The 25993-nt window shown below is 70.3% G+C and carries 28 protein-coding genes and 3 tRNA genes; 7 read left to right on the top strand and 24 right to left on the bottom strand.

The window, feature by feature from the left end:
• Positions 1–5: 5 nt before the first annotated feature.
• The 11 genes from AB0C35_RS00710 to AB0C35_RS00760 form a co-directional block, all read right to left on the bottom strand.
• Positions 6–1121 carry an ABC transporter ATP-binding protein gene (locus tag AB0C35_RS00710; RefSeq protein ID WP_358448963.1) on the bottom strand — a complete coding sequence of 372 codons (1116 nt, stop codon included), beginning with the start codon at positions 1119–1121 and terminating at the stop codon, positions 6–8.
• Between the two features lie 628 nt (positions 1122–1749).
• Positions 1750–2139 (bottom strand): 50S ribosomal protein L7/L12, encoded by a 390-nt coding sequence (gene rplL / locus AB0C35_RS00715; RefSeq protein WP_358448965.1) that lies wholly within the window; start codon positions 2137–2139, stop codon positions 1750–1752.
• A 52-nt stretch (positions 2140–2191) separates the two neighbouring features.
• Positions 2192–2764, bottom strand: a complete 573-nt coding sequence (gene rplJ / locus AB0C35_RS00720; RefSeq protein WP_358448967.1) for a 50S ribosomal protein L10 — start codon at positions 2762–2764, stop codon at positions 2192–2194.
• Between the two features lie 317 nt (positions 2765–3081).
• On the bottom strand, positions 3082–3948 hold the full coding sequence (locus AB0C35_RS00725) for a hypothetical protein (protein WP_358448969.1): 867 nt from the start codon (positions 3946–3948) through the stop codon (positions 3082–3084).
• Between the two features lie 161 nt (positions 3949–4109).
• Entirely contained in the window at positions 4110–4964 is an 855-nt protein-coding gene (locus AB0C35_RS00730; protein ID WP_358448971.1) for an LppX_LprAFG lipoprotein, read from the bottom strand.
• A gap of 325 nt (positions 4965–5289) precedes the next feature.
• Positions 5290–6168, bottom strand: coding sequence for a hypothetical protein (locus AB0C35_RS00735; RefSeq protein WP_358448973.1), 879 nt, complete (start codon positions 6166–6168; stop codon positions 5290–5292).
• A gap of 177 nt (positions 6169–6345) precedes the next feature.
• Positions 6346–7062 carry a 50S ribosomal protein L1 gene (rplA, locus tag AB0C35_RS00740; protein WP_358448975.1) on the bottom strand — a complete coding sequence of 239 codons (717 nt, stop codon included), beginning with the start codon at positions 7060–7062 and terminating at the stop codon, positions 6346–6348.
• Positions 7063–7123: 61 nt separating this feature from the next.
• Positions 7124–7555 (bottom strand): 50S ribosomal protein L11, encoded by a 432-nt coding sequence (gene rplK / locus AB0C35_RS00745; protein WP_358448977.1) that lies wholly within the window; start codon positions 7553–7555, stop codon positions 7124–7126.
• Positions 7556–7894: 339 nt separating this feature from the next.
• Positions 7895–8764 (bottom strand): transcription termination/antitermination protein NusG, encoded by an 870-nt coding sequence (gene nusG / locus AB0C35_RS00750; RefSeq protein WP_358448979.1) that lies wholly within the window; start codon positions 8762–8764, stop codon positions 7895–7897.
• A gap of 80 nt (positions 8765–8844) precedes the next feature.
• Entirely contained in the window at positions 8845–9105 is a 261-nt protein-coding gene (gene secE, locus AB0C35_RS00755; protein WP_358448981.1) for a preprotein translocase subunit SecE, read from the bottom strand.
• Between the two features lie 122 nt (positions 9106–9227).
• A tRNA-Trp gene (locus tag AB0C35_RS00760) sits at positions 9228–9300 on the bottom strand.
• Between the two features lie 311 nt (positions 9301–9611).
• On the opposite strand from AB0C35_RS00760, the gene AB0C35_RS00765 reads away from it, so the two are divergent.
• Positions 9612–10823 carry a pyridoxal phosphate-dependent aminotransferase gene (locus tag AB0C35_RS00765; RefSeq protein WP_358448983.1) on the top strand — a complete coding sequence of 404 codons (1212 nt, stop codon included), beginning with the start codon at positions 9612–9614 and terminating at the stop codon, positions 10821–10823.
• Positions 10824–11025: 202 nt separating this feature from the next.
• On the opposite strand, the gene AB0C35_RS00770 is transcribed toward AB0C35_RS00765, so the two are convergent.
• The 3 genes from AB0C35_RS00770 to AB0C35_RS00780 form a co-directional block, all read right to left on the bottom strand.
• Positions 11026–11781 carry a hypothetical protein gene (locus tag AB0C35_RS00770; RefSeq protein ID WP_358448985.1) on the bottom strand — a complete coding sequence of 252 codons (756 nt, stop codon included), beginning with the start codon at positions 11779–11781 and terminating at the stop codon, positions 11026–11028.
• 3 nt (positions 11782–11784) lie between these two features.
• Positions 11785–12294: a SigE family RNA polymerase sigma factor gene (locus tag AB0C35_RS00775; RefSeq protein WP_358448987.1), complete on the bottom strand. Its 510-nt coding sequence runs from the start codon at positions 12292–12294 to the stop codon at positions 11785–11787.
• Positions 12295–12407: 113 nt separating this feature from the next.
• Positions 12408–13373 (bottom strand): hypothetical protein, encoded by a 966-nt coding sequence (locus AB0C35_RS00780; RefSeq protein ID WP_358448989.1) that lies wholly within the window; start codon positions 13371–13373, stop codon positions 12408–12410.
• A 321-nt stretch (positions 13374–13694) separates the two neighbouring features.
• Between AB0C35_RS00780 and AB0C35_RS00785 the strand changes: the two genes are divergently transcribed.
• The gene (locus AB0C35_RS00785) at positions 13695–14696 is read left to right on the top strand and encodes an adenosine deaminase (protein WP_358449837.1); all 1002 of its coding nucleotides are present in this window, start codon (positions 13695–13697) and stop codon (positions 14694–14696) included.
• A 7-nt stretch (positions 14697–14703) separates the two neighbouring features.
• Here the strand turns inward: AB0C35_RS00785 and AB0C35_RS00790 are convergent, their stop codons facing one another.
• The 10 genes from AB0C35_RS00790 to AB0C35_RS00835 all read right to left on the bottom strand — a co-directional run bounded on the left by AB0C35_RS00790 (position 14704) and on the right by AB0C35_RS00835 (position 21559).
• A complete protein-coding gene (locus tag AB0C35_RS00790) occupies positions 14704–15471 on the bottom strand; it encodes a GntR family transcriptional regulator (RefSeq protein WP_358448991.1) in 768 nt (255 codons plus the stop codon).
• A 95-nt stretch (positions 15472–15566) separates the two neighbouring features.
• Positions 15567–16148, bottom strand: coding sequence for a TMEM165/GDT1 family protein (locus AB0C35_RS00795; protein WP_358448993.1), 582 nt, complete (start codon positions 16146–16148; stop codon positions 15567–15569).
• A gap of 233 nt (positions 16149–16381) precedes the next feature.
• A complete protein-coding gene (locus AB0C35_RS00800; protein ID WP_358448996.1) occupies positions 16382–17449 on the bottom strand; it encodes a UDP-N-acetylmuramate dehydrogenase in 1068 nt (355 codons plus the stop codon).
• Positions 17450–17554: 105 nt separating this feature from the next.
• Positions 17555–17980, bottom strand: coding sequence for a MaoC family dehydratase (locus tag AB0C35_RS00805; protein ID WP_358448998.1), 426 nt, complete (start codon positions 17978–17980; stop codon positions 17555–17557).
• Entirely contained in the window at positions 17980–18417 is a 438-nt protein-coding gene (locus tag AB0C35_RS00810) for a MaoC family dehydratase N-terminal domain-containing protein (RefSeq protein WP_358449000.1), read from the bottom strand. The genes AB0C35_RS00805 and AB0C35_RS00810 overlap by 1 nt, the downstream gene beginning before the upstream one ends.
• 361 nt (positions 18418–18778) lie before the next feature.
• Entirely contained in the window at positions 18779–18943 is a 165-nt protein-coding gene (rpmG, locus tag AB0C35_RS00815) for a 50S ribosomal protein L33 (RefSeq protein ID WP_026404241.1), read from the bottom strand.
• A 116-nt stretch (positions 18944–19059) separates the two neighbouring features.
• Positions 19060–19136 (bottom strand) — tRNA-Met (locus AB0C35_RS00820).
• Positions 19137–19430: 294 nt separating this feature from the next.
• A tRNA-Thr gene (locus AB0C35_RS00825) sits at positions 19431–19503 on the bottom strand.
• A gap of 136 nt (positions 19504–19639) precedes the next feature.
• Positions 19640–20767, bottom strand: coding sequence for an acyl-CoA dehydrogenase family protein (locus AB0C35_RS00830; RefSeq protein WP_358449002.1), 1128 nt, complete (start codon positions 20765–20767; stop codon positions 19640–19642).
• A 63-nt stretch (positions 20768–20830) separates the two neighbouring features.
• Entirely contained in the window at positions 20831–21559 is a 729-nt protein-coding gene (locus AB0C35_RS00835; protein ID WP_358449004.1) for a hypothetical protein, read from the bottom strand.
• A gap of 291 nt (positions 21560–21850) precedes the next feature.
• Between AB0C35_RS00835 and AB0C35_RS00840 the strand changes: the two genes are divergently transcribed.
• The 5 genes from AB0C35_RS00840 to AB0C35_RS00860 are packed head-to-tail and all read left to right on the top strand — an operon-like array spanning position 21851 to position 25991.
• Positions 21851–22687, top strand: coding sequence for an STAS domain-containing protein (locus AB0C35_RS00840; RefSeq protein ID WP_358449006.1), 837 nt, complete (start codon positions 21851–21853; stop codon positions 22685–22687).
• Entirely contained in the window at positions 22687–23049 is a 363-nt protein-coding gene (locus AB0C35_RS00845; protein WP_358449008.1) for an STAS domain-containing protein, read from the top strand. The genes AB0C35_RS00840 and AB0C35_RS00845 overlap by 1 nt, the downstream gene beginning before the upstream one ends.
• On the top strand, positions 23046–23456 hold the full coding sequence (locus AB0C35_RS00850; RefSeq protein ID WP_358449010.1) for an anti-sigma regulatory factor: 411 nt from the start codon (positions 23046–23048) through the stop codon (positions 23454–23456). Before AB0C35_RS00845 ends, AB0C35_RS00850 begins: the two co-directional genes overlap by 4 nt.
• The gene (locus tag AB0C35_RS00855; protein ID WP_358449012.1) at positions 23444–24508 is read left to right on the top strand and encodes an ATP-binding SpoIIE family protein phosphatase; all 1065 of its coding nucleotides are present in this window, start codon (positions 23444–23446) and stop codon (positions 24506–24508) included. The genes AB0C35_RS00850 and AB0C35_RS00855 overlap by 13 nt, the downstream gene beginning before the upstream one ends.
• A gap of 4 nt (positions 24509–24512) precedes the next feature.
• The gene (locus AB0C35_RS00860; protein ID WP_358449014.1) at positions 24513–25991 is read left to right on the top strand and encodes an ATP-binding protein; all 1479 of its coding nucleotides are present in this window, start codon (positions 24513–24515) and stop codon (positions 25989–25991) included.
• The last annotated feature ends 2 nt before the right edge of the window (positions 25992–25993 follow it).

Raw genomic sequence — 25993 nt, forward strand, 5'->3', positions numbered from 1 at the left:
GGACATCAGTACCCTGCACCCGCCCCGTGCTGTCCAGGCGGCGGGGTACCCGGGAAGCGGCCGCCGGGGCCGCCGGGGGGCATCGCGCCGGGGGGCATGCCGCCGGGCGGGCCGGGCGGGGGGCCGCCCGCGGGCGCCATCGACGCCACGTACCGCGGCCACTCCTCCACCCAGTTGCGGCCCAGGTCGTCGATGAACGAGCCGGGCGGCGGGGTGACGCCGTGCGCGGCGCACCAGGCGCCGGGGGCGTGCTGCCCCACGCGGACCCGGCCGTCGCTGGTCATCAGCTGCGGCGGGATCGGCGGCAGCTTGCCCGGGTCGTGGCCCTGCTTGGCCTCGGCCTCCAGCTCGGAGACGTCCTTCTCCTCCGACATCCCGATCGGGCCGATCTTGCGCGCGTTGAGGAACTGCCGGACGACCGGCTCCTCGCTGGACAGCAGCATCTCGCGCGGGCCGAACATCACCAGCTCGCGGCGGAACAGCAGGCCGATGTTGTCCGGAACGGTCCGGGCGGTGTTGATGTCGTGGGTGACGATCAGGAACGTCGCGCCGATCTCGGCGTTCAGGTCGACGATCGTCTGGTTCAGGTAGGACGTGCGGACCGGGTCGAGGCCGGAGTCCGGCTCGTCGACCAGGAGGATCTCGGGGTTGAGGACGAGTGCGCGGGCCAGACCGGCGCGCTTCTTCATCCCGCCGGAGATCTCCCCGGGCAGCTTCTTCTCGGCGCCGAGCAGCCCGACCAGGTCGAGCTTCTCCATCACGATCCGCTTGATCTCGGACTCGGACTTCTTGGTGTGCTCGCGCAGCGGGAAGGCGACGTTGTCGTAGATGTTCATCGACCCGAAGAGGGCGCCGTCCTGGAACAGCACGCCGAACAGCTTGCGGGTGTCGTAGAGCTGCGCCTCAGGGAGGTAGGGGAGGTCCCGGTCACCGACCCAGATGTGGCCGCGGTCCGGCTTGAGCAGGCCGACCAGCGACTTCAGGAAGACCGACTTGCCGGTGCCGGAGGGGCCCAGGAGAACGGAGATCTCTCCCGCGGGCAGTGTCAGCGATACGTCCTGCCAGATGGTCTGACGGCCGAAGGACTTGGTCAGACCCTCGACTCTGATCTCGACGCCCACTCGTCACCTTTCGTCCAGGCCGGGGGGGAATCCCGAACCAATGAGCGAGTAGCACTCAGGCTCTTTCTCTCGTCACACCGCGTGTCCGACCTCTTGCTACCGGCCGGTAGCCGTGATGGGTGCCACTACCGTAGCGGCCCCCCGTCCAAATGGAAGGGATTCAGGCCCAGATCAGCGGCTAACTGCGACGTCGTAAGACAATCGTTACTTACGGCGTCTATGAGACTAGTGGTCCAAGAACCAGAGCCTCAAGCGGCATGCTGTTCGCCGGGGACCGGACGGCTGGTCGCGACCACCGGGACAAGGCGGCCTTGTGGGGCCGCAGCGTCAGAACGGGACGCTACGCCGCGCTCCGAGAACCGCACAACCCGCACGGGCACACGGTTTCCGGCAGGCGTTTATCACTCCTGCACAGGAAACCGGCGGCCTCCGGCGCGCCCATTCACCATGGGCGACAAGAGCCCTGTCGAAGGCCCCGCGACCCCGGCGGAGACGCCCCGCAGGAGACCCGCCGCAGGAGACCCGCCGACCCCCGGAACGCGAAGAAGCGGCCGCCCCACCGAAGGGTGGGACGACCGCCTCCCGAGAAGCGGGTGGAGCCGCGCGGGCTCCCCGGCTCTGCAGCGACCTACTTGACGGTGACCGTCGCGCCGGCCTTCTCCAGGGCCTCCTTGGCCTTGTCGGCCGTCTCCTTGTTGACCTTCTCCAGCAGCGCCTTCGGCGCGCCGTCGACCAGGTCCTTGGCCTCCTTGAGGCCGAGGCTCGTCAGCGCGCGAACCTCCTTGATGACCTGGATCTTCTTGTCGCCGGCGCCCTCGAGGACGACGTCGAACTCGTCCTGCGCGGCGGCCTCCTCGGCCGGCGCGGCGGCGGCACCGGGGCCGGCGGCGACGGCCGCGACCGGCGCGGCGGCCTTGACGTCGAAGACCTCCTCGAACTGCTTCACGAAGTCCGAGAGCTCAAGAAGGGTCATCTCCTTGAAGGCGTCGAGCAGGTCGTCGGTGCTGAGCTTCGCCATGATCTTTCCTCCGCTATGGCTTGAAAACTGGGGATTACGGAACCGCGGGTGCCTACTCGGCGGTGGCCTCGGCGGTCTCGGCGGCCGGCGCCTCGGCGCTCTCGCCACCGGCCTCGCGCTTGGCGCGCAGCGCCTCGGCGAGTTGAGCCGCCTGCGTCGGCAGGGCGTTGAAGAGCGCGGCCGCGTTGGACATCGAGCCCTTCATCGCGCCGGCGAGCTTGGCGAGGAGCACCTCACGCGACTCGAGGTCGGCGAGCCTGGTGACCTCCGCGGCGCTCATCGCCCGGCCGTCGATGAACCCGCCCTTGATCACCAGAGGCGGGTTGTTCTTGGCGAAGTCACGCAGGCCCTTGGCGGCCTCGACCACGTCGCCCCGGACGAACGCGATGGCCGACGGGCCTTCGAGCAGATCATGGAACTGCTCGTCGACACCGGCCTCGTTCGCGGCGCGCTTGGTCAGCGTGTTCTTCACAACGCGAAACCGTGCGGTCTCGCCGAGGTTGACGCGCAGTTCCCTGACCTGCGCGACGGTCAGCCCGCGGTACTCGGTCAGCACGGCGCCGTTGGAGCTCTGGAACTCGTCCTTGAGCTCGGCTATCGCCGCGTCCTTGTCGGCCCTGGCCATCCGGCCTCCTTCCGATCACCTGGGTGAATACGACACTCGCCCGCCCGTGGGACGGGTCCCGGTCGACCAAAAAACGCCCCGGCGCAGGCGCCCGGGGCGTCCAGGCAAGGCACGGAGGCCATGCGGAAGCTCTCGTCTCACCTGCGCAGGCCGCCCGAGTGAATCGGGCCCTTCGGTCACCTCGGCATGAGGCGACGACCGGCGGTCTTCGGCAGAGAACAGAGTACGTGCATGCAGTTCGACTTAACAAATCGGCGGAACGCACGAGGGACCGCGCCGCAGGTCGCGGCGCGGTCCCCTCGTCCGGTTCGCTCCCGTCAGCTCCCGCCGCCGAGCCCGTTCAGCATCTCGCCGAAGTCGGTGACCTGGCTCTCCGGCGGCGCCGTGATCTGCACGGGCTTACCGAAGTCGTGGTACTTGATGGTCATGTTCAGGGCCCCGACGGCCGTCCCCTGCGACTTCAGCGCCACCTTGCGGGGCAGCTGCTGATCGTCCACCCACAGGTCGAAGTGCATGTTCTCCATACCGGTCTGGGCCATGCCCGTGCGGTACATCTCCTGCGACTCGGGCGGCAGCTTCGCGACCGCGTCCTCGATCCGGTACGTACCGGTGTAGTGCGTCGTCTCCACCCCGTCCACGTTCTCCTTGCCGACCTCGCGCGCGTCCTTCGAAGCCGTCAGGAGCTTGGTGTTCTGGACGGGGTCCATCTGCTGCGACTGCTGGAGCAGCTTGTCGAAGTTGACGCCGGCCTTCTTGCCGATCTCGTCCAGCGACATCTTGATCCACGGCTTCCCGGACGACCCGCCGCCGCCCGGGAGCGACGGAAGCTTGATGTAGATGTTGCTGCCGAGCAGGATCTGCTCCCCGCCGCCCATCTGCCGGCCGGCGACCATCATCTCGCCGAAGTGCATCCGGTAGGCGAGGTCCGGCTTCATCCGGTACTGCATGTCGCCGTTCATCGTGACGTCGCCGTCCTCCGAACCCGTCATCTGCATCGACAGGTCGGCCTTGAACGAGTCGACCTGATCGGTCTTCTCCGCGGCCTTGCCCAGTACCTGCGCGGCCGACAGCTTCAGGTTCTTGCCGGCCTCGTCCACCTTGTTCCCGGCCTCTCCGAGGCAGCCGGTCAACGAGAGGGCGAGGCCGGTGGCCAGCGCGACGCCCGTGGCGAAACGACGGATCATCGTGGGGGGTCTCCTTGCTCTGCTTGCCCCGGCCCGCTATGGGTGCGTCCGGGCATTGGGCCGAATGCTAGGTCAGACGCCCTGGAGACCCACGATGTTCGCGCTGTCCTCTTGTGGCTAATGTGCCGGTCGTATTGTTTTTTTGGGGTGTGCCGTAAAGGTCAGTTCCCGCCGAGGAACGAACCGAGCGACAGCTGCCCGACCTGATCGGACGGCGGCGGGTTCACGGTGAACGACTCGCCGTAGTCGCTGTAGAGGACGGTCACCGTGCCGCTCTCACCCTGCGAACCGGACGACTTCGACACGAGCTTGCGCGGCAGGTTCTCCCCGTCCGTCCACAGATCGAAGTTGATCTTGCCGTTGGCCTGGTCCTTCGGCAGCCACTTGCCGACCTTCTCGCGGGCCTGCGCGTCCAGGCGGCTCAGCGCGTCCTCGATGGTCACGGTCCCGGCGTAGTGCGTCGTCTGCACACCGTCGATCGTCTCGGTGCCGACCCGGCGGGCGTCCTTGGAACCGGTGAACATCTTCGTCTGCTCGGCCGGAGCCACCTTCTGCACCTGGTCGACCAGGCTCTTGACGTCGAACCCGGTGCGCTGCGACGCCTCGTTCACATCGATCTTCACCCACGGCTTGCCGCCGCTGACGAACTGGGCGAGCTGCGGGACCTTCGCGTACAGCACATTGTCGGTGAACACCGCCTGGCCCTTGATGCCCGGGATGCTCTGCCCGCCGCGGCTGACCTCGTCCAGCTTCGCGCTGAACTTCAGCGTCGGACGCACCTGGAACTGGCCGTCGGCGTGGATCTTGCCGCTGCCGTCCGCGTCGGTGCCCGTCACCGTCAGGTCCGCCTTGAACGTGTCGGCCTCGCCGGTCTTCTGGGACGTCTTCACCAGCGCCTCAGCGGCGCTCAGCTGCATGTTCTCCGTGCTTGCCGTGCCGCTTCCGCCACATCCGGACAGAAGGAGCGTCGCGCTCACGGCGGTGCCGCCGGCCGCCACCACGAGTCGTCGGTTCATGAGGGTTGAGCCTCCCTAATCGCCCTGCTGGTGCTTCCCAGTGTCTCGGGACACTAACGGCGCTACATCCCCCGGTGGTACGAACAGCCCCCCACCCCGTACGACCATAGGGGTAGCCGTGTTTGCTTTGCAGTTCCCTTGGCGTCGGGCCCTGGGGGCCCTCCTTCGGCGGGAACTGCGGTGCGATCGCTGCATCGCTTCGACTCGCCTGGCGGCTCGCTGCGCGATCAGGTTTCTCGCTTCGCTTGAAACCTGCCTTCGGACGCGATCGCGACGGTTTTGTCCGTTGCGGGGTTGCGGCGATGGCCTGGGGTGATGCGTCCTGTCAACGATAAGAGGTGAAGGCCATTGTGCCGGTGAGGGTGGCGCCCGAAGCCTGGGCATTCAGGCCGATCGACGTGGGGCGGGCCTTGCTGTCGGCCCACAGGTCCAGTCCGCAGGTGACGTCGTCCGGCACCCACTTGCGGATCACGGCGGCGGCGTCCTGCGGCAGCAGCGAGAACACGCTGCCCATCAGCGCCTGCGCGGCGAAATGCGTCCTGCCGTTCTCGTCCGGCTCGCTCGCGGTCGTGCCGGGGAGCGTCCCGATCATGAAGGTGAACTGCCGGGGGTCGGACTGGGACCGCAGCGTGTTCAGCTGCGCCGAGGTGAGCGTGGACTGGGTCCACTTCTCACCGTCGTAGCCCTTGAGCGTCAGGCCGCTCACGACCACCTTCTGCGTGACCTTGCTGACCTCGCCGCCCTGCACGGTCTGCGTGACGCCGGTCGCGCTCATCGCGAACTTCGGCCACAGCGTGAACGACGCGGTCTCGGTGGCGTGCTGATAGTCGCCGTTCGACCCGACCGTCACCTTCATGTCCGTCTTGCGGGTGAAGGCGTGCAGGCTCGGACCGGGCTGCGGCGGCGCCGTGGGGAGGCCGCTCACGCCGCCTCTCGCCGGCGTGCCCGGAGCGCCGGAGCCGTTGCCCGCACCCGCGCCGGAACCCGCGCCGGGCGCGGTGGTCGCGCCCGGGGTCACGAGGCCGGTCGCCGTGCCGTTCGGGTTGGCCGGATCCTGCTGCGCCATCGCCGCGGACGCCGGCATCGAGCCGCCGTCCTCGGCGGAACCCCCGCCGACCTTGACCACCATCATGATCGCCGTGGGCACGACGGCGACGGCGGTGACTGCGGAGATGGCGATGGCCCGGTCGGTTCGACGCTTCACGGGACGATTCAACACCAGATTTCCCACCGGTAACAAAAAATCCGTTCCCCGATTTGTCCGGTTCCGGACGGCGATCTATGTATCCATCGCGTTCGGTGCTATGGGGCCCCTGAAACGGCGGCAGGGCGCCCCCGGTTCAGCGGGGACGCCCTGCTCGGTGACGGTGGTGGCGCTCGATCAGGCCTCTTCGAGGTCCGACGTCAGATTGCGGACCGCGTTCGGGTCCACCGGGATGCTCGGGCCCATCGACGTCGTCAGCGACGCCTTCTTGACGTAGCGGCCCTTCGCGGCGGACGGCTTCAGCCGCTGGATCTCCTCGACGGCCGCGGCGTAGTTCTCCACCAGCTGGCGCTGGTCGAAGGACGCCTTGCCGATGATGAAGTGCAGGTTCGCGTGCCGGTCGACACGGAACTCGATCTTGCCGCCCTTGATGTCGGTCACGGCCTTGGCCACGTCCATCGTGACGGTGCCGGTCTTCGGGTTCGGCATCAGGCCGCGCGGGCCGAGCACCCGGCCCAGCCGCCCGACCTTGCCCATCTGGTCCGGCGTCGCCACAACCGCGTCGAACTCCAGGAAACCGCCCTGGATCCGCTCGATCATGTCGTCGGAGCCGACCAGGTCGGCGCCCGCCGCCTCGGCCTCCTGCGCCTTGGCGCCGACGGCGAAGACCAGCACGCGGGCGGTCTTGCCCGTGCCGTGCGGCAGGTTGACGGTGCCGCGCACCATCTGGTCGGCCTTGCGGGGGTCGACGCCCAGCCGCAGGGCGACCTCCACGGTCGGGTCGAACTTGACGACCTTGGTCTCCTTGACGAGCTTCACGGCCTCGACCGGGCTGTACAGCCGGTCCCGGTCGATCTTCTCCGCCGCGGCGCGATAGCTCTTGCTGCGCTTCATTCTCGTTCCTCCTAAGGAACTCGTGGTACGGGCCAGCGCCGGCCCTTCCACCGGATGAGACTTACTTGACCTCGATGCCCATCGACCGCGCGGTGCCGGCGACGATCTTCGAGGCCGCCTCGACGTCCTTGGCGTTGAGGTCGGGCATCTTGGTCGTGGCGATCTCGCGGACCTGGTCGGCGGTGATCGAGCCGACCTTGGTCTTGTGCGGCTCGCCGCTGCCCTTCTCGACGCCCGCGGCCTTCAGGATGAGCTGCGCGGCCGGCGGCGTCTTGGTGACGAAGCTGAACGACCGGTCCTCATAGATGGTGATCTCTACGGGGATGACGTTGCCGCGCTGGGACTCCGTGGCGGCGTTGTACTGCTTGCAGAAGTCCATGATGTTGACGCCGTGCGGACCGAGCGCGGTACCGACCGGCGGCGCCGGCGTCGCGGCGCCGGCCTGAAGCTGAACCTTGACCAGCGCTGCGATTTTCTTCTTCTTCGGAGGCATGCGAACCCCTTTGTCCCATTTATTGGTGGCTCCGACTCCCGGTCATCCGGGCAACACGGCGGCTGGGACGCATCCACCGTGTAGGAACCGCTTGGTACTCGGCATCTCCGCCTTCGCGAAAGCCGAACGCTCTGTCGCCGACCAGTGCGGCCGATCGCTCTCGGACTGGACGATCAGCCCGAGACGGACCCCTGGATGAGGGCAACCCGTCCAGGATACGGCCTGATCGAGGTGGGTCGGTCACCACCCGCAGAGCCGGCCCGGCGGTGGCCCCGCGACCCGTCCGTCCCGGCACGGGTGGGAGCCGCCCGCTCGGGACACGGCCTGGCGAGCGGGCGGTCAGATCTTGGAGACCTGGTTGAAGGACAACTCCACCGGGGTCTCGCGGCCGAAGATCGAGACCAGGACCTTGAGCTTCTGCTGTTCGGCGTTGATCTCGTTGACGGTGGCGGGGAGGGTGGCGAACGGGCCGTCCATGACGGTGACCGACTCGCCGACCTCGAAGTCGACGGTGGCCGGGGCCTTCGCCTGCTCCTTGGCGGCCTTGGCGGCGCCTTCCTCGGGCTCGGGGGCCAGCAGGTTGGCGACCTCGTCCAGGCTCAGCGGGGACGGCTTGTTCAGCAGGCCGACGAACCCGGTCACGCCCGGCGTGTTGCGGACCGCGGCCCACGACTCGTCGGTCAGCTCCATCCGGACGAGGATGTAGCCCGGCAGGACCTTCTCGTTGACCTTCTGCCGCTTGCCCTGCTTGATCTCGGTCACCTCGTGCTGCGGGACCTCGATCTGAAAGATGTAGTCCTCCATGTTGAGGGTCTGGGTCCGGGTCTCGATGTTGGTCTTGACCCGGTTCTCGTACCCCGCGTAGGAGTGCACGACGTACCAGTCGCCCGGCTGGAGCCGGAGCTGCATCTTGAACTCGGCGTACGGGTCGACCGGCGGCTCGGCGGGGGCCTCGTCGGCCTCCTCGTCCTGCTCGGCATCTTCCCCGGCTTCCCCGGCGACGGCCTCGGCGAGATCGCCGGCGTCCGCGGCGGCGTCCGGCTCGGGGCCCTCGCCCTCGAGCTTGGTGTCCGCAGGCTCGCCTTCACCGGCGGCGACGGCCGCCTCGGCCGTCTCGTCGGCGGGCTCGGCCGCCTGGTCTGCCGCAGCAGCCGCAGCGGACTGGGCCTCTTCAACGGCCTCGTCGTAGGGCTGTGAGGGCTCGGACACGATGACTCTTTCTGTCGGTCTGGGGTGATGGACTTGCGATGATGCGGCGCTGGCTCGCCGGAATGCCGGTTGCCGCGGCCTCAGCCGAAGATGGCGTAAACGCCCTGCTGCAACCCGTAGTCGACACCGGACACGATACCGACCATGATCAGCACGAAGACCAGGGCGGCGACCGTGTAGGTGATGAGCTCCCGCCGCGTGGGCCAGATGACCTTGCGGAGCTCAGCGATGATCTGGCGCACGAAGAGCGCCGGAGTCGTCCGCCTCGGGGACTTCTCCTTCTTGCGCTTGCCCTCGCCCTTGGCCTCGGGCTCGTCGCGCTCGTCGGTCTCAGTCGCCATTTGCCGCCGTTCACCTCATAGGTCGTGATCCAACCACCACGTGGTTGCCGCACGGTCCCGTGCCGCGGAGTGCCACAGCACAGCCGTGACGCGGCCGGCACGGGTGCGCGCACCGCACCTCGCAGGGCAGGAGGGACTCGAACCCCCAACCGCCGGTTTTGGAGACCGGAGCTCTACCAATTGAGCCACTGCCCTTCATTCTCCGGTTCACGGAGAACACCCGGCCGCAGGACCGGGATGGTGTCGTGTCTCAGCTTACGGCCTCTTGACGACGTCCGTGTGCGGACAGGCTCGTAATACCGGTGACACGCCACTAGGACGGTGAGTCTACGTCGCCGAGGCCCCCGCGTCGAACCGGATGACCGGAGTTCCACACCCGGCACCGACAACCATTCGCTCGGACCGTCCTCCAGCCCCCACCCACCACCATCCAAACGACGAGCTCCGCTCGGAGCCTCCTGGATATAGGGCTCGGGTCGTGGGACCGCATCTGTAACGATGGGGACATGAGCATCGACCGTCCTCGCATCTCCAAGCGCATCGCCGCGATATCCGAATCCGCCACGCTGGCCGTCGACGCCAAGGCCAAGGCGCTGAAGGCGGCGGGCCGCCCGGTCATCGGGTTCGGCGCGGGCGAGCCCGACTTCCCCACGCCCGACTACATCGTCGAGGCCGCGGTGACCGCGTGCAGGGTGCCGCGGTTCCACAAGTACACGCCGGCGGGCGGGCTGCCCGAGCTGCGCACCGCCATCGCCGAGAAGACCGAGCGCGACTCCGGCTACAAGGTGGAGGCGGCCCAGGTCCTGGTGACCAACGGCGGCAAGCAGGCGGTGTACGAGGCGTTCGCCGCGCTGCTCGACCCGGGCGACGAGGTGATCGTCCCGACGCCGTACTGGACGACCTACCCCGAGTCGATCAAGCTGGCGGGCGGGGTGCCGGTGGACGTGGTCGCCGACGAGACCACGGGCTACAAGGTGAGCGTCGAGCAGCTGGAGGCGGCCCGCACCGGCCGGACGAAGGTGCTGCTGTTCGTGTCGCCGTCCAACCCGACCGGCGCCGTGTACTCCCGCGCCGAGGTCGAGGCGATCGGCCGCTGGGCGGACGAGCACGGCCTGTGGGTCATCACGGACGAGATCTACGAGCACCTGGTGTACGGGGACGCCGAGTTCCACTCGATGCCGGTGGTGGTGCCGGAGCTGGCCGGCCGGACGCTCGTCCTGAACGGCGTCGCGAAGACGTACGCGATGACGGGCTGGCGGGTGGGCTGGATGGTCGGCCCGGCGGACGTGGTGAAGGCCGCCGCCAACCTGCAGTCGCACGCGACGTCCAACGTGGCGAACGTGTCGCAGGCGGCGGCGCTCGCCGCGGTGACCGGCGACCTGTCGGCGGTCGCGGAGATGCGCACGTCGTTCGACCGGCGCCGCAAGACGATCGTGCGGATGCTGAACGAGATCCCGGGCGTGGTGTGCCCCGAGCCGGAGGGCGCGTTCTACGCCTACCCGTCGGTGAAGGCGCTGCTGGGCAAGGAGATCCGCGGGAAGCGCCCGCAGACGTCGGTGGAGCTGGCGTCGCTGATCCTGGAGGAGGCGGAGGTCGCGCTGGTGCCGGGTGAGGCGTTCGGCACGCCCGGCTACTTCCGTCTGTCGTACGCGCTGGGCGACGACGACCTCGTCGAGGGCGTCTCGCGTGTCGCGAAGCTGCTCTCCGAGGCGGGCTGATCCGCCCCGCTGTCACGGACCGGCCCCGGGCGCGCACTCGCCCGGGGCCGGTTTCCGTGCGGAACGGGGCTGCCGCCTCAGCTGTCCCGTTCCTCCCAGGTTCCGGCCGGGGTGCCCCGCCGCGGCCCCTCTCCGCCGCGGGACGTCCTGCCGGAACAGAGTCGATGTCCGCCGGGAGTGAAGCGTCCTCCCGGAACGCGGTTCACGGGCGCACGCCCTCCGCGATGCGCATGAGCTGCTTCTCGACCGATCCGCCGCCCGACACGGTCACCCCGACGCCGGGCCTGGCCAGCCACGAGATCTGACGTCCGGAGCCGGGACGGTCGGCGGTGAGCGCGGGAAGCCCGCGCACGGTCGTGCGGCCGGGAATGCCGGGGCTCTTCATCAGTTCCCGCGGATCGGCGAGCCCGCGTCCCTTCACCACGGCGATCTCCAGCCAGCCGGCGCTCCCCCGCCACTCGCACGTCGTCGTCTCGCGCTCGGCGTCGCCCGTCACCGCGCACGGACCCGTGGCGGCGAGGCCGTCCGGGACGTAGGCGATCCAGCGCGGCAGGTCGTCCACGACCCCGCCGATGCCCGGCTTCTCCGGAATCACCCCGGGCCCGCGCGATGACGGGTGGGCCTCCGGTTCGCCGGAGGTTCCCGCCCCGGGCCCCTCCTTGGCTGACGGGGACTGGGAGGGGCCCGGGGCGAGAGGCCGTTCCGGCTGCCGGTGCTCCGAGACGCCGCCCGGGGGGCGGGTCGTCTCGGAGTTGCCGGCGGGTGTGGCCCGGAACGACTGGTAGGTGGGCACCAGGGCGAGCGCGGCGACCGACGCCGCCGCGACTCCGGCGGCCGCGTGGATCCGGGCCTTCCTGCGCCGATGGCGGCGTTTGACGTCCGCGACGAGCGACGGCGACGCGGTCGCCTCGGCCACCTGCTCGGCCATGGCCTCCCGCAGTTCACTCTCCAGATCCATCGCTCATCTCCCCAGTGTGGCCAGGTTCTTGTCGAGGCGTTCCCGGAGCCTGGCGAGTCCCCGGGACGCCTGGCTCTTGACCGTTCCGACCGAACAGCCGAGCGCCTGAGCCGTCTCCGCCTCCGACAGGTCCTCCCAGAAGCGCAGGACCAGTACCGCCCGCTGTCGCGGGCCGAGCTTGCGCAGCTCCTCCATGAGCGTCCCCCTCAGCTCGACGGCGTGGTTCGGCGAGACGGCCGGCGTCTCCGGGAGCCGCGCCATATGGATCTCCCGCAGCACCTTCCAGCGCCGGGACCGGCTGATCACGAGATTGACCAGGATGCGGCGGACGTAGGGCTCGGGATCGCTGTCGGTCTCGAGCCGTCCCCAGTGCCGATAGGCCTTCTCCAGCGCGGTCTGCAGGATGTCCTCGGCGTCCTGCCGGGCCCCGCACATCAGCGCCGCGGTGCGCAGCAGGGCATCGCCGCGTGCCGCCACGAACTCCACGAACGACTCGTCGTCTCGACGCCCCACTGTGCTCCATCCCGGGCTAGAGCAAATCCGGCTCGTCTTTTCTTGGGGGTGGGCGGCTCCGCGCCGAGCCGCCCACCCGTGTTCCTCTTGTCGGGACCGCTTGCCGACCGGCCCTACTGGGCCTTGCGCAGCGCTGCGGTCACGTCCTTCAGGCCGCCCGCGGCAACGGGGTTGCCGTTGACGAACAGCGAGTAGCCGTTCGGGTCGAACAGCAGGACGCCGTCACCATTGGGGCCCATCCAGCCCGCCGCCCCGTACACGGTGATCGGCGTGCCGCCCTCGGGCAGGTTCAGCGCCTGCCGGAGCTGATTCTGGGTCATGCCGGCGGGCGTCTTCAGGGTTTCGACGGTGATCCACTGGCCGGCCTTGTTCGCCCACTTCTGGGTGACGGCGCAGACGTTCTTGTCGCGCAGGTCGGCGGAGCTGGGGACGGTCGAGACGTGGCGCAGGCCCTTGGTCAGCATGACGGCCTTCTCGACCGGGCCGCCGACCTTCACCGCGGGCGCCAGCTTGCTGCAGTCGAGCTTGGGGGCGGCGGGCAGGCCCGGCTTGCCGGGGACGCGGGCGGACGGCGGCGTCGCCGGGGCGTCCGCCGGCAGGTCCTTGGTGGACGGCGCGCAGGTCGGCAGGTCCGCCGGGACCTTCGACCTGGCGTCCGGGACCTTGACGTCCGGGGCCTTGACGCCGGGGACCTCGGCGTCCGGCAGGCCGGTCTTCGGCAGGTCCGGCTTGGGCAGGTCGGTCTTGGGCACGTCGGCCTTCGGCAGGTCCTTGGCCGGGACGTCCACCTTCGGCACGTCCTTGGTGACGGGGTTCTGCTCCAGTTGCTTCTGGACCTGCTTCCTCGCGCCGGTCTCCGGGAGCCCGGCCTTCGGCAGGCCGGGCTTGGCCGGCAGGCAGGTGGGGGCGGTGCTGGGCACGGCGTCCTGGATCTTGCGCTCCACCGCGGGGGCCTTGGCGCCGTTGGACTGGAGGCCCGCCTCCTGGTGGGAGCCGGTCATAGCCCACGTCGCGCCGCCGCCCACGGCCACGGTGCCGATGGTGGACGCCGCGATCAAGGCGGCCTTCAGCGTGATCATCGTGAATCCCTTCTGCCCGTCATCTCTCTTGCGGGGGTGCCCGGTTTCTCTCTGGCGCCCCTCGTATACGCACGGTGCCGGGAAGGGGTTGCACGCGATTCCAAAGTTTTTTCGGATGCCCATGAGCGGGGATGGCCGTCGCGTGTCATACGAGGTAGTCCGGTGTGGTGATCCTGGCGCGCCGGGGGTTCGGCCGCGACGATGATCCGGCAACATTGGCGTATGGAGGCCCGTACCGTGTCGGCTCGTCCGGCCCAGGACCGTTCCGTGCCGGACCATCGGGAGCACGCGGGCGTCGCCCGCGGCTCCGCCCGTCCGGACGTGGCCCTGCTCCCCAAGGCGCATCTGCATCTGCACTTCACCGGGTCGATGCGGCATTCCACGCTCGTCGAGCTCGCCGGCCGGCACGGCGTGCACCTGCCGGACGCCCTCGTCGAGGACTGGCCGCCCCGGCTGCAGGCGACCGACGAACGGGGATGGTTCCGGTTCCAGCGGCTCTACGACATCGCCCGTTCGGTGCTGCAGACGCCGGACGACCTGCGCCGCCTGCTCCGCGAGACGGCCGAGGACGAGGCGGCGGAGGGGTCGGGCTGGCTGGAGATCCAGGTCGACCCGAGCGGCTATGCGTCGAGGTTCGGCGGGCTGACCCCGACGGTCGAGCTGGTGCTGGACGCGGCGCGCGATGCGTCGCGGGCCAGCGGCGTCGGCATCGGCCTGGTCATCGCGGCGAACCGGACGCGGCACCCGCTGGACGCCAAGACCCTCGCGCGGCTGGCCGTCCGGTACGCGGGCGAGGGCGTCGTCGGGTTCGGGCTGTCCAACGACGAGCGGCGGGGCCGCGCCTACGACTTCGAGGGCGCGTTCCGGATCGCCAAGCGCGGCGGGCTGCTGTCGACCCCGCACGGCGGTGAGCTGCTCGGCCCGGCGAGCGTCCGGGAATGCCTCGACACGCTGAGCGCCGACCGGATCGGGCACGGGGTGCGCGCCGTGGAGGACGCGCGGCTCCTGTCGCAGATCATCGACCGGGGCGTGACCCTGGAGGTCTGCCCGGCGTCGAACGTGGGTCTCGGGGTGGCGGCGACGGCGTCGGACGTTCCGGTGCGGCGGCTGTACGAGGCGGGCGCGTCCATCGCGCTGGGCGCGGACGACCCGCTGCTGTTCGGTTCGCGGCTGGCCGTCCAGTACGACATCGTCCGGGACGACCACGGTTTCTCCGACGCGGAACTGGCGGACCTGGCGCGGCAGTCGATCAGGGCTTCGGCCGCCCCGGACGAGGTGCGGGGCCGGCTGCTCGCGGGCGTCGACGCCTGGCTGTCCGGCTGAGTCCGCGTCACCGGACGGCGCCGGGATCGGCGCCGGAGCCGCGGCCGAGATCGCCGGGGCCCGGGTCGCCGGGGCGCCACATTCCGCGGCGTTCCAGGTGGGCCACCAGGAGTTCACCGGCCCGCACGATGTGGTCGCGCATCTCCGCGCCCGCCGTCCGCGCGTCGCCGTCGCGCAGCGCGGCCAGGATGCGTTCGTGGTCCCGGACCGCGAGGCCGGGCCAGTCGGCGAGCCTCCCGTAAAGCCCGCGCGGGACGTACCGCGCGGCCGTCCCGAGCGACCAGGCCAGCTTCGCCGAGTCGGCGGCCAGGTTGATCTCCCGGTGGAAGCGGTGGTTGTGCTCCTCCATCAGGTTGGGCCTGCGGGCCACCTCGGCACGTTCCAAAGCATGCTGGAGCCCGTCCAGGTCGCGGAGGGTCTCGGGGCCGATCCGCGGGGTGGCCCGCGCGGCCAGTTCGGCGGCGATGCCCGCCTGCACCCAGAACAGGTCCTGGACGTCGCGTTTCGACAGCGGCGCGACGACGAACCCGCGTCTCGGTTCCAGGACGACGAACCCCTCGCTGCGCAGCGACTTCAGCGCCTCCCGGACGGGCGTGACGCTGATGCCGAATTCCATGGCCAGCCGTTCGAGCCGCAGATAGTCGCCGGGCCTGACCCGGCCGTCCATGATCAGCTCGCGGATGCGGGCGGCGGCCTCGTCGCTCAACTGGAGGCGCATGCCGAGCGCGTGCCGGGGTGGGGGTGGGGGTGGTGGCGCGGGTGCGGGTAGGGCCACGGTCGTACTCCCGTCCGGGCCCTTCCGCGGCCGAGCCCCGCGGTCGTCAAGGGCCTTGACCTCAATGGTTCCCGCCCGGCGGCCGTTTCAGCCGTTCATCCGGTAACGCCCTCCGCCAGCAGCAGGACGCCGAAGATCGCGAACCCGGCGGCGGCGCCGTACTTGATGACCCGTTCGGGGAGCCTCTTCCCAAGGATCTGGCCGACGACGATGGCGAGCGCGTCGGCGGCGACCATGCCGATCGTCGAACCGGCCCACACCCCCGTCAGCGCGAGGAGACCGCCGTGGTCGGCGGCCAGGGTGACGGTGGCGAGCATCGTCTTGTCGCCCAGTTCGGCCAGGAAGAACGCCCCGCCGACGGCGAGGATCGCCGAGCCCGTGGCGCGCCGGGCCCGGTCGCGTTCGTCGTCGTCGAGTTCGTCGCCGCGCAGCGTCCACAGCGCGAAGCCGAGGAACGCCACGCCGGCGAGGATCGAGATCGGGCCGGTCGGGAGCGCTGCGCCGAGCGCCGCGCCGAGGGCCACGCTCGCCAGGTGGACGATCGCGGTCGCGGCGGTGATGCCGATCAGCACGTGCAGCGCCCGGAACCGGGTGGCGAAGGTCATGGCCATGAGCTGGCTCTTGTCGCCCAGTTCGGCGACGAAGATCACGACCAGGCTGATGAGGAAGGCGGACACGGGTTCCCTCTCGCTCGGACACCGGGCGAAGGGCGGGGGCTCTGCGGCGCACGACCTCGGCCCGGCATGACTGCCGGGCCGAAGGTCTCGTCCGCCTCATTGGGATTGAGGCCCGCGTGACCGGGCGCCGTCGGCGGCGCCAGCATGTCGATCACGCGATTGGGACTACTCCCCCTCGACGCCATCGACACTAGCAAGCCCGGTCAAGGGGCCTTTCAGAGGGTCACTCCGACTCAGAGGGTCACTCCGACGAGGACCGGCTCGTTGACCAGCTCGACGCCGAACGCGTCGCGGACGCCGCCGCGCACCTCGCGGGCCAGCGCCAGCAGGTCGGCGGTGCGGGCACCGCCCGGGTTCGTGAGCGCCAGGGTGTGCTTGGTGGAGATCCGCGCGGGGCCGACGGCGTGCCCTTTGGTGAACCCGGCCCGGTCGATCAGCCAGGCCGCGGACGTCTTCACCCGGTCGCCGATCTCCGGGTAGCGCGGGAACGCGGCGTCCGGGCCGAGCCGGTCGGCGACGCGGCGTTCCAGCTCGGTGAGCTGGCCGGGTTCGAGGATCGGGTTGGTGAAGAACGACCCCGCGCTGCGCGTGTCGGGGTCGGCGGCGTCCAGGACCATGCCCTTGCCGCGCCGCAGTTCGAGGACGGCGTCGCGCGCCTCCTTCAGCGTCACCCGGTCCCCCGGCCGGACGCCGAGCTTCTTCGCCAGCTCGGCGTAGGCGACCGGCTGCGACTCCTCGGCCTCGTGCAGCGCGTAAGTCACGTCCAGGACGACGTACCGGTCGTTGCCTTTGAACGCGCTGTGCCGGTAGGTGAACCGGCAGGCGTCGCGGTCGAGCGTGACGACGGCGCGGGCCTCCCGGTCGTAGGCGCGGACCTCGACGATCGTTTCGCTGACGTCCTGCCCGTAGGCGCCGACGTTCTGGATCGGGGTCGCGCCGACACGCCCCGGGATGCCGGACAGGCATTCCACGCCGGCGAGGCCGTCGGCGACGCAGCGGGCGACGAACGGATCCCAGTCCTCACCGGCCTGGACCCGGACCAGGACCTTGTCGCCCTCGACGGCGGTGCGTTCGGTGCCGCGGGTGCCGACGTGCACGACGGTGCCCTGGAACCCGTCGTCGGCGACCACCAGGTTGCTCCCGCCGCCGAGCACGAGGACGGGTTCGCCCTCGTCGTCGGCCTTGCGGATCGCGGTGACCAGCTCCGCCTCGGTCGTCGCCTCGACGAAGCGGCGGGCGGGGCCGCCCAGCCGCAGCGTGGTGTATCCCGCCAGGTTCACCTCTTCAGCGAACACCGCCACGTCGTGTTCCCCTCCCGTACGTGCCCGGTCAGCCGCCGGCGCGGTGCCCGGCGTCCGTGCCGCACCGGCCGGGGCGTCCCGGCCGGTGCGTCGCCTCGGCGCGGTTCAGGCGAGCTTGACGACCGCCTTGGCACGCGTGAGGACCTTCTGGTCGTTGGACTTGGCGGTGAGCGCCACGACGACCTTGTTGTCGTCGAGCTTCTCCTCCACCTTGCCGCTGATCTCCAGGGTCGCGCCGCCCTCGTCGGGGACGACGACCGGTGAGGAGAACCGTACCCCGTAGTCCACCACGGCACCCGGGTCGCCGGCCCAGTCGGTGACGAACCGGCCGCCCTGCGCCATCGTGTACATGCCGTGCGCGATGACGTCCGGCAGGCCGACGGCCTTCGCGGTGGACTCGCGCCAGTGGATGGGGTTGAAGTCGCCGGACGCGCCCGCGTACATGACGAGGTTCGCGCGGTCGACCGCGTACGTCTGCGCGGGGATCTCGGTGCCGACCTCGACGTCGGCGTAGTTCACCTTCGCGGTCATCAGGCCCCCCGCTCCACGATCGTGTTGTAGGTCTTGCAGATGAGCTCGCCCTCGACGGTCTTGACGTCGGTCTCGATGACCATCTTCTCGTTGTTGCCGATCGACTTGATCTCGGTGACCGTCGAGGAGCAGGTCACGACGTCGCCGGCGCGGACCGGGCGGGTGTATTCGAACCTCTGCTCGCCGTGCACGACCATCGCGTAGTTCAGCCCGAGGTCGGGGTCGGCGAGCGCGGGGTTGCCGAGGGAGACGACGATAGGGAAGGTCGGCGGCGCGATGACGTCGGGGTGCCCGGCCGCCTTCGCCGCCTCCTGGTCGCGGTAGACCGGGTTGCGGTCGCCGATCGCGTCCGCGAACTCGCGGATCTTCACCCGGCTGACCTCGTACGGCTCGGTGGGCGGGAAGCTCCGCCCGATGAAATCACGGTTGAGTGCCATGCAATCCCGTCCCTCCAGGTCGAACAGGGCTTCGGTGCGCAGGTGCCGCCCGAACACCCGCTGGTTCGTCTCGGACGGACGCTAACAGAACGACGTTCAGCCCGCCCTCGCGGGTCTCAGTGGCGAGGACGGGCTGATCACGTTGGGGCAAGCGTGCGAAGAAGCAGCCGTTGCACGGGCCTTGGCGGCGCGCTCAACTGCGGGGTTCCGCGGTGCGGACGGTGGTTCCCGGCCCGGTGCGAGAGCGCAGCGGGCAGTACTTCGCCGTCCGGACGTTCGCTAGCGGGTTTCCCGGTGCGGACGGTGGGTCCCTGCCCCGTGCGAGAGCGCAGCGGGCAGTACTTCGCCGTCCGGACGTGTGTTAGCGGGTTTCCCGGTGCGGACGGTGGGTCCTGCAGTTGGGGCAGTACTTCTTGATCTCCAGGCGGTCCGGGTCGTTGCGCCGGTTCTTCCGCGTGATGTAGTTGCGGTGCTTGCACTCCTGGCAGGCCAGCGTGATCTTCGGCCGGACGTCGGTGGCAGCCACGATGGAGTGCCTTTCTGAGCTGGGGACATTGGACTTCGGACCTCGGCCGCCCGGGGAGGACGACCGGCGATTCGACCCAGCCTGCCCACCTCCGGGACGGAGGTGAGAGACATGGGTGGTAGCGAGGGCCGGACTTGAACCGGCGACACAGCGATTATGAGCCGCTTGCTCTGCCTGACTGAGCTACCCCGCCGCGATGGTCGGTGTGGACCGGAATGCAAGGATACCGGATGCTCACCGAACTCTGGAAACACGATAACCCGGATCATGATCGGGAGACCGGCTCCGAAGGCCCCGCCGGACCGTTCCCCAGGTCGACGGGTGCGCCGGTGACCTGCGAAACGTCCTACTGGAACCGGTGGGACGCTACCACAGCGCCCTGTATGGAGCGAATCAGATATCGGCCGCCGGCCCCCGGCGCGGGGTGGGCGGCCCCGGGGACGGCGAAGGCCGCCCCGATCCTGCCGGGACGGCCTCTGAGCTGCTGAGCCCCTTTACGGAATCGAACCGTAGACCTTCTCCTTACCATGGAGACGCTCTGCCGACTGAGCTAAAGGGGCCTGCGTCGTTCGCGCAGTGAAACCATACACGGAGTCGGGAGCACTTGCGAACTGGTTGAAGGGGCCCCGCCGGGGGCCTGGCGCACGTCCGCCCGGTGCGGCGCGAGCCACTCCGGGCGGACGGTGTCTTCGCTGGTCAGCGCAGTAGGTTGCGGGCGATGACGAGCTGCTGGATCTGGCTCGTCCCCTCGTAGATGCGGAACAGCCTGACGTCGCGGTAGAAGCGTTCGACGGCGACGCCGCGCATGTAGCCCATGCCTCCGAATACCTGCACGGCGCGGTCGGCGACGCGTCCGACCATCTCGGAGCAGAAGTACTTGGCGCAGGACGGTCCGAGCTTGGTGTCCTCGCCGGCGTCGTAGGCCCGGGCCGCTTCCAGGACCATGGAGCGTCCCGCGTACAGCTCGGCTTGCGAGTCGGCGATGAGCCCTTGGACGAGCTGGTATTCGCCGATGGTGCTGCCGCCCTGGCTGCGTTCCTTCGCGTACGCGACCGTCTCGTCCAGGATTCTCTGGGCGAGGCCCACGCAGACGGCGGCGATGCTGAGCCGCCCGTGGGCGAGGGACGCCATGGCGGTGCGGAAGCCGGTTCCCTCCGGCCCGACCATGGCGGCGGCGGGGACGCGAACGTCGTTGAAGAAGACCTCGGCGGTGTGGGCTCCGCGCTGGCCCATCTTCTGGTCGGACGGCCCGATCTCGAGGCCGCCGGCGCCCTTCTCGACGAGGAACGTGGAGATTCCCCGGGAGCCGGCGCCGCCCGTCCTGGCGAAGACCATGAAGACGTCGGCCTCGGGGGCGTTGGTGATGAACCTCTTCGCGCCGTTGATCACGTAGTCGCCGCCGTCGCGGGCCGCGGTCGTGGTGAGGGTGCTGGGGTCGGAGCCGGCCTCGGCCTCGGTGAGCGCGAAGGCGCCGATGACCTCGCCGGACGCGAGCTTCGGCAGCCAGGTGTCGCGCTGCGCGTCCGTCCCGGCGTTGACCAGGACCTGCCCGGCGATGCCGTTGCTGGTGCCGAACATGGAGCGGAACGCGGGGCTGGCGTAGCCGATCTCGAAGACCAGCCGCACCTCCTCGCTCAGCGAGAGCCCGAGGCCGCCGTACTGCTCGGGCAGCGCGTACCCGAACAGGCCCATGTCCCGGGACGTGCGCCGCAGCGCCTCCGGGATCTCGTCGGTCTCCTCGATCTCCTCCTCGCGGGGGATCACCTGGTCGCGGACGAAGCTGCGGACGGCCTTGAGCACGTCGGCGAAATCCTGAGACTCCATGCACGCATTCTAGAATCAGATTCCAGGATGGCGCTTTCCTTCGGGCAACACGGTTTCGTCGCGTCAGAAGCGCACCAGTACCGCGGTGGCGTCGTCGTGGCGCTTGCCGCGCGCCCCGGTCGCCGACGCCTCCGCCTCCGCCTCCCTGGTCCTTCTGACCAGTTCGCGCGGCCCCTCCTCGTCCAGCAGCCGGAGGAGGTCGTCCCACCCCATCCGCCCGAACCGCTCGACGAGCCTGGACGCGCCGTCGCTCAGCACCGCCGCGCGTCTGAGTCCCTCGACCGGCACCTCGCCGGTCAGCCCTTCGTAGGCCGCCTCCGGTCGCGTGCTCGCCACCCAGAACCCGCCGGGGCTGTTGCGCGATCTCCGGACGCCCTCCAGCGTGTAGCTGGGCAGGTGATCGACCCGGTCGTCCCGGAAGACCCGCACCTCGCCCACGTCCATCACGATCGGCGAATCGGCCAGGACGAACCACTCCACCGCCGCGCCGCGCCGCCGCAGGAGCGACACCGTGGCGGACGGGCTGTCGGGGTTCTCCAGATCGCACGTCCCCGTGTGCGTCTCCCCCGTCACCTTGATCGCCTCCGCCACCAGGTCGGGCAGCGGCTGGCCGTCCTCCAGCGCCAGCAGCGCCGCGATCCGCCCGCCGAGCCTGCGCACGAGCCACGCCGGGTCGTGCCGGCACCCGCTGTCCACCCCCGCCGGCGCCGTCGCCCCGTCCAGCAGCACGACCCATCCGGGTCCCGCCGCCACGAAGTCCTCGTTCTCCCGACCGGGAGTCGCCTCACTCACATAACTCACCTGCACAGATGCAGGTCTACCCCCTGAACCGCCCCGCGGGTGACCGGTAGACCAAAACCACACTCTCGGCCCACATCGGAGCGCGTGACCGGGGAAGGAAGGGGACAGGCCACCGGGGAGGGGCCACGGCACCCGGCCGACATGATCCAGCCGGGCAGCGGGCATGCGGGGTCTCACACGAGATCGCCGGTTAACGTTGCATCACGGCAAATTCTCGACTTTACGGACAAACGCATCCGTACGACGACCTTCCTTCCGAGCACGGCACAGATGGGAGCACCCATGAGCGGCGAGACAGGCGAGAATCCGATCCCGGACCTGCTGCACTCGCGGCGCGACTCGGTGCTCGACCGCTGGGTGGAGCTGGTCAACGAGGGGATACGCGGCCGCATCACCGAACGCGAGGTGCGAACGGAGCTGACCGAGCTGTACGGCCTGGTCGAGCGGACCCTCGCCGACGGCGACGGCACCGCCGGCGGCGAACTGCGCGCGGCCCTCGGGGAGATCTCCCGCAACCGGGCCCGCCGGGGCTTCAGCCCCACCGAGACCGCGATCAGCGTGTTCTCGCTGAAACGGGCCGTCCGCGAGCAGTTCGAAGCGCTGGGCCAAGGCGGGGTCTTCGCCGAGTTCGGCGTGTTCTCCGACTACGTCGAAGACCTCGGGCTGGAGACCTTCGAGGCGTACGCCGCCGCACGCGAGCAGGTCATCGCCGACCAGGCCGAGCAGCTGCTGGAGCTGTCCACTCCGGTGGTGAAGCTGTGGGACGGCATCCTCGGGGTGCCGCTGGTCGGCACCCTGGACTCGGCCCGCACCCAGGTCGTGATGGAGACGATGCTGCAGATGCTCGCCGACACGAGCTCGCAGTTCGCCGTGATCGACATCACGGGGGTGGCGGCGGTCGACACCGAGGTCGCCCAGCACCTGCTGAAGACGGTGATGGCGGCGCGGCTGATGGGCGCCGAGTGCGTCATCTCGGGCATCCGGCCGCAGATCGCGCACACGATCGCGACGCTCGGCATCGAGTTCGGCGACATCGTCACCAAGGCGACCCTGGCCGACGCGCTGGCGTACGCGCTGGAGGGTTCCGGCCTGCGGGTCCTCAGCCGGACGGACGCGTGATGGAACGGGTGCCGATCCTCAAGCTCGGCCGGTTCCTGCTGGTGTCGATCCAGATCGACCTCGAAGACCGGACCGTCCTCACGCTGCAGGAGGAGCTGGCCGAGGAGATCGTCCGGACCGGGGCGCGCGGCGTGATCATCGATATCTCCGCGGTCGACATCGTCGACTCGTTCATCGGCCGGACGTTCTCCACCATCGCGTCGATGTCGCGGCTGATGGACGCCACGACCGTGGTGGTCGGGATGCGTCCCGCCGTCGCGATCACGCTGGTGGAACTGGGGCTGTCCCTGGACGGCGTCCGCACCGCCCTGGACCTGGACCAGGGCATGCGGCTGCTCGAGGCGTCGCTGGACGGCCGGTGACCACCCCGCCCGCCGGCGAGATGCCCATCGCCTCCAACGACGACGTGGTCCGCATCCGCCGGACGGTGCGGACGGCGGCCTCCGCCGCCGGGCTGTCCCTCGTCGATCAGACCAAGATCGTGACCGCGGCGAGTGAACTGGCCCGCAACACGCTGGTGCACGGCGGCGGCGGCTCGGCGCGCGTCGAGGAGGCCACGGACGCCCAGGGCCGCGCCGGCCTGCGCATCGTCTTCACCGACGAAGGGCCGGGCATCGCCGACAAGGAACAGGCCATGACCGACGGCTGGAGCACCGGGGAGGGCCTGGGGCTCGGCCTGTCCGGCGCCCGCCGGCTCGCGGACGAGTTCGAACTGGAGTCCCGGCCCGGGGAGGGCACCAGGGTGGTGTTGGTCAAATGGATCCGGTGACCGCCGCCGGCTGGACGACCAGCCCGGCCGCGGACGAGTCGCGGTGGTTCCGGGCCGAGGAGGACAGCGCCGCCGCCGGCGCCAGGCGCGAGATCACCGTGCTCGCCCAGCGGCTCGGATTCACCGGGGAACGGCTCGGCCAGGTCCAGCTCGCGGCCACGGAGGCCGCCACCAACCTCGCCAAGCACGCCGAGCGGGGCGAGATGCTGGTGCGGATCGTCCGGAACGGGGCGACCGCCGCCCTGGAGATCGTCTGCATCGACCGCGGTCCCGGCATCGCCGACGTCCCCCGCTCGCGCCTCGGCGGCTACTCGACCGCCGGCACGCTGGGCCTCGGGCTCGGCTCGATCGAGCGCCTCGCCGATCGCAGCGGCCTGTCCTCACTGCCCCGTGTCGGGACCGCGCTCTTCGCCCGGTTCCGGCAGCCGGGCGAAGAGCGCGAGGCGGCCACGGCGTCCGGGGCCGAGCCGCCGTTCGCCGGGCTGACCCGTCCGATCGACGGCGAGCGCGAATGCGGCGACGCCTACGCGGCGGCCGCCGCGGGCGGCACGGTGTACGCGATGCTCTGCGACGGCCTCGGGCACGGCCCGCTGGCGGCGCGCGCGGCGCAGGAGGCCGTCCGTACGATGCGCGACACCGCGCTGCCGGCGCGTCCCGCCGAGATCCTCGGGCACATCCACCGGCGGCTCCGCCCGACCCGGGGCGCCGCCGTCGCCGTCGCCGCGATCGAACCCGACGCCGGCCGGGTCCGCTACGCCGGGCTCGGCAACATCGCCGGGTGGATCGTCCACCCGGACCACCGAACCGGAATGATCTCGGTTCCCGGCATCGCCGGCACGCATCCGCGTTTCCGGGAGCAGGTCTACGACCTGCCGCCGGGGGCGGCCGTGGTGCTGCACTCCGACGGCCTGACCGGCCGGTGGAACGCCGCCGGCCTGTCCGGGCTGGCCGGCCGCGACCCGATGCTGACCGCGGCGACCGTGCTGCGCGACGCCGGGGTGCGCCACGACGACCGCTGCGTGCTCGCGGTGACCACGCCGGAGGCGGGGTGACGGCATGCGCGACGCCCTGATGCAGATGGAGATCACCGACGTGGCGGGCGTCTTCGCCGTCCGGCAGGCCGGCCGCCAGGTCGCCGCGGCGATGCACCTCGCCCACCACGACCAGATCAGGGTCGCCATCGCGCTCAGCGAGCTCGGGCGGGAGCTCTTCTCCCGTTTCGGCAGGGTCTCGGCCGCCTTCCTGCTGGAGCGGGACGGGGACCCCCGGCTGGTGATCGAGTTCGGCTTCGAGCCGCCTCCCGGCGCGGACATCGCCGGGGACGGGTTCTCGGCCGCCGCCCGTCTCATGGACCTGGTCGAGGAGGACGGGCGGGGAGACCTCTTCCTCGTCCGGGCCCGCAAGAACCTGCCGGCGGGCGTCGCCGGCATCACCGGCGCCGAACTGGAGGAGCTGCGGACCCGGCTCTGGCGGCTGCTGCCCGTTCCGGCGCTGGAGGAGCTGCGCACGCAGAACACCGAGCTGATCGACGCCCTTGAGGAGGCCCGGCGGCAACGCGAGGAACTCCGGCGCCTCAACGCCGAACTGGAGGAGACCAACCAGGGCGTGATGGCCCTCTACACGGAGCTTTCCGAGGAGCTGGACAAGACCAACCGCGGAGTCGTGGCGCTGTACGCGGACCTGGACGAGAAGACCGACCAGCTCCGCGAGGTCGGCGAGGCCAAGAACCGCTTCTGGGCCTCCATCAGCCACGAGCTGCGCACCCCCGTCAACTCGATCATCGGCCTCGCCCGGCTGCTGCTCGATCCGGCCGCGGACTCTCTCAGCGAAGAGCAGCGGCGCCAGATCTCACTGATCGACGACACCGGCAGGACCCTGCTGGGACTGGTGAACGAGCTGCTGGACATGGCCAAGGCCGAACAGGGCCGCCTGGAGGCGCAGCCGTCCGCGGTGGACACGCACGCGCTGGTGGACAAGCTGTCCGCGCTCATGGCGCCCATGGCGGAGCAGACGGACTCGACGCTGACCGTGGACGCCGACGGCGCCCCGCCCGTCCTGGTCACCGATGAGGTGATGCTGACCCGGCTGCTGCGCAACCTGCTGGGGAACGGGTTGAAGTTCACCGACGAGGGCGAGGTGCGGCTGACCGTCCGGTCCACGGCGGAGCACGTAGAGTTCGTCGTGACCGACACCGGCAGAGGCATCCCGCACGCCGAACTGGAACGGGTCTTCGAGGAGTTCTACCAGGTGCCCGGGCCCAGGACGGAGGGGACGGGGCTCGGCCTCCCCTACTCCCGGCGCCTGGCGCTGCTGCTCGGCGGCGAACTCACCCTGGAAAGCACCCTCGGCGAGGGCACGACCGCCACGCTTCGGCTGCCGTCGCGGCCGCCCCCGGCGGAACCCCGTCACGACGGCGAAGCAGATCCCGGCGGACGCGGTGATGTCCCGCCACCGGCGACCGGGCCGGGCGGGCACGGTACCGAGCGGGAATCGTCTCGATCCGGTAGGTCTGAAGGAGACGCTGCAGCAGGTTAGGA

The sequence above is a fragment of the Spirillospora sp. NPDC048819 genome (assembly GCF_040650055.1).
In the GTDB taxonomy this organism is placed as follows: Bacteria; Actinomycetota; Actinomycetes; order Streptosporangiales; family Streptosporangiaceae; genus Spirillospora.

What these genes read in the sequence shown, in the direction of transcription:
- rplL (WP_358448965.1), bottom strand. Translation starts at nt 2,139, where the DNA reads ATGGCGAAGCTCAGCACCGACGACCTGCTCGACGCCTTCAAGGAGATG.
- rplJ (WP_358448967.1), bottom strand. Translation starts at nt 2,764, where the DNA reads ATGGCCAGGGCCGACAAGGACGCGGCGATAGCCGAGCTCAAGGACGAG.
- AB0C35_RS00725 (WP_358448969.1), bottom strand. Translation starts at nt 3,948, where the DNA reads ATGATCCGTCGTTTCGCCACGGGCGTCGCGCTGGCCACCGGCCTCGCC.
- AB0C35_RS00730 (WP_358448971.1), bottom strand. Translation starts at nt 4,964, where the DNA reads ATGAACCGACGACTCGTGGTGGCGGCCGGCGGCACCGCCGTGAGCGCG.
- rplA (WP_358448975.1), bottom strand. Translation starts at nt 7,062, where the DNA reads ATGAAGCGCAGCAAGAGCTATCGCGCCGCGGCGGAGAAGATCGACCGG.
- rplK (WP_358448977.1), bottom strand. Translation starts at nt 7,555, where the DNA reads ATGCCTCCGAAGAAGAAGAAAATCGCAGCGCTGGTCAAGGTTCAGCTT.
- secE (WP_358448981.1), bottom strand. Translation starts at nt 9,105, where the DNA reads ATGGCGACTGAGACCGACGAGCGCGACGAGCCCGAGGCCAAGGGCGAG.
- AB0C35_RS00765 (WP_358448983.1), top strand. Translation starts at nt 9,612, where the DNA reads ATGAGCATCGACCGTCCTCGCATCTCCAAGCGCATCGCCGCGATATCC.
- AB0C35_RS00770 (WP_358448985.1), bottom strand. Translation starts at nt 11,781, where the DNA reads ATGGATCTGGAGAGTGAACTGCGGGAGGCCATGGCCGAGCAGGTGGCC.
- AB0C35_RS00780 (WP_358448989.1), bottom strand. Translation starts at nt 13,373, where the DNA reads ATGATCACGCTGAAGGCCGCCTTGATCGCGGCGTCCACCATCGGCACC.
- AB0C35_RS00805 (WP_358448998.1), bottom strand. Translation starts at nt 17,980, where the DNA reads ATGACCGCGAAGGTGAACTACGCCGACGTCGAGGTCGGCACCGAGATC.
- AB0C35_RS00810 (WP_358449000.1), bottom strand. Translation starts at nt 18,417, where the DNA reads ATGGCACTCAACCGTGATTTCATCGGGCGGAGCTTCCCGCCCACCGAG.
- AB0C35_RS00830 (WP_358449002.1), bottom strand. Translation starts at nt 20,767, where the DNA reads ATGGAGTCTCAGGATTTCGCCGACGTGCTCAAGGCCGTCCGCAGCTTC.
- AB0C35_RS00840 (WP_358449006.1), top strand. Translation starts at nt 21,851, where the DNA reads ATGAGCGGCGAGACAGGCGAGAATCCGATCCCGGACCTGCTGCACTCG.
- AB0C35_RS00845 (WP_358449008.1), top strand. Translation starts at nt 22,687, where the DNA reads ATGGAACGGGTGCCGATCCTCAAGCTCGGCCGGTTCCTGCTGGTGTCG.
- AB0C35_RS00855 (WP_358449012.1), top strand. Translation starts at nt 23,444, where the DNA reads ATGGATCCGGTGACCGCCGCCGGCTGGACGACCAGCCCGGCCGCGGAC.
- AB0C35_RS00860 (WP_358449014.1), top strand. Translation starts at nt 24,513, where the DNA reads ATGCGCGACGCCCTGATGCAGATGGAGATCACCGACGTGGCGGGCGTC.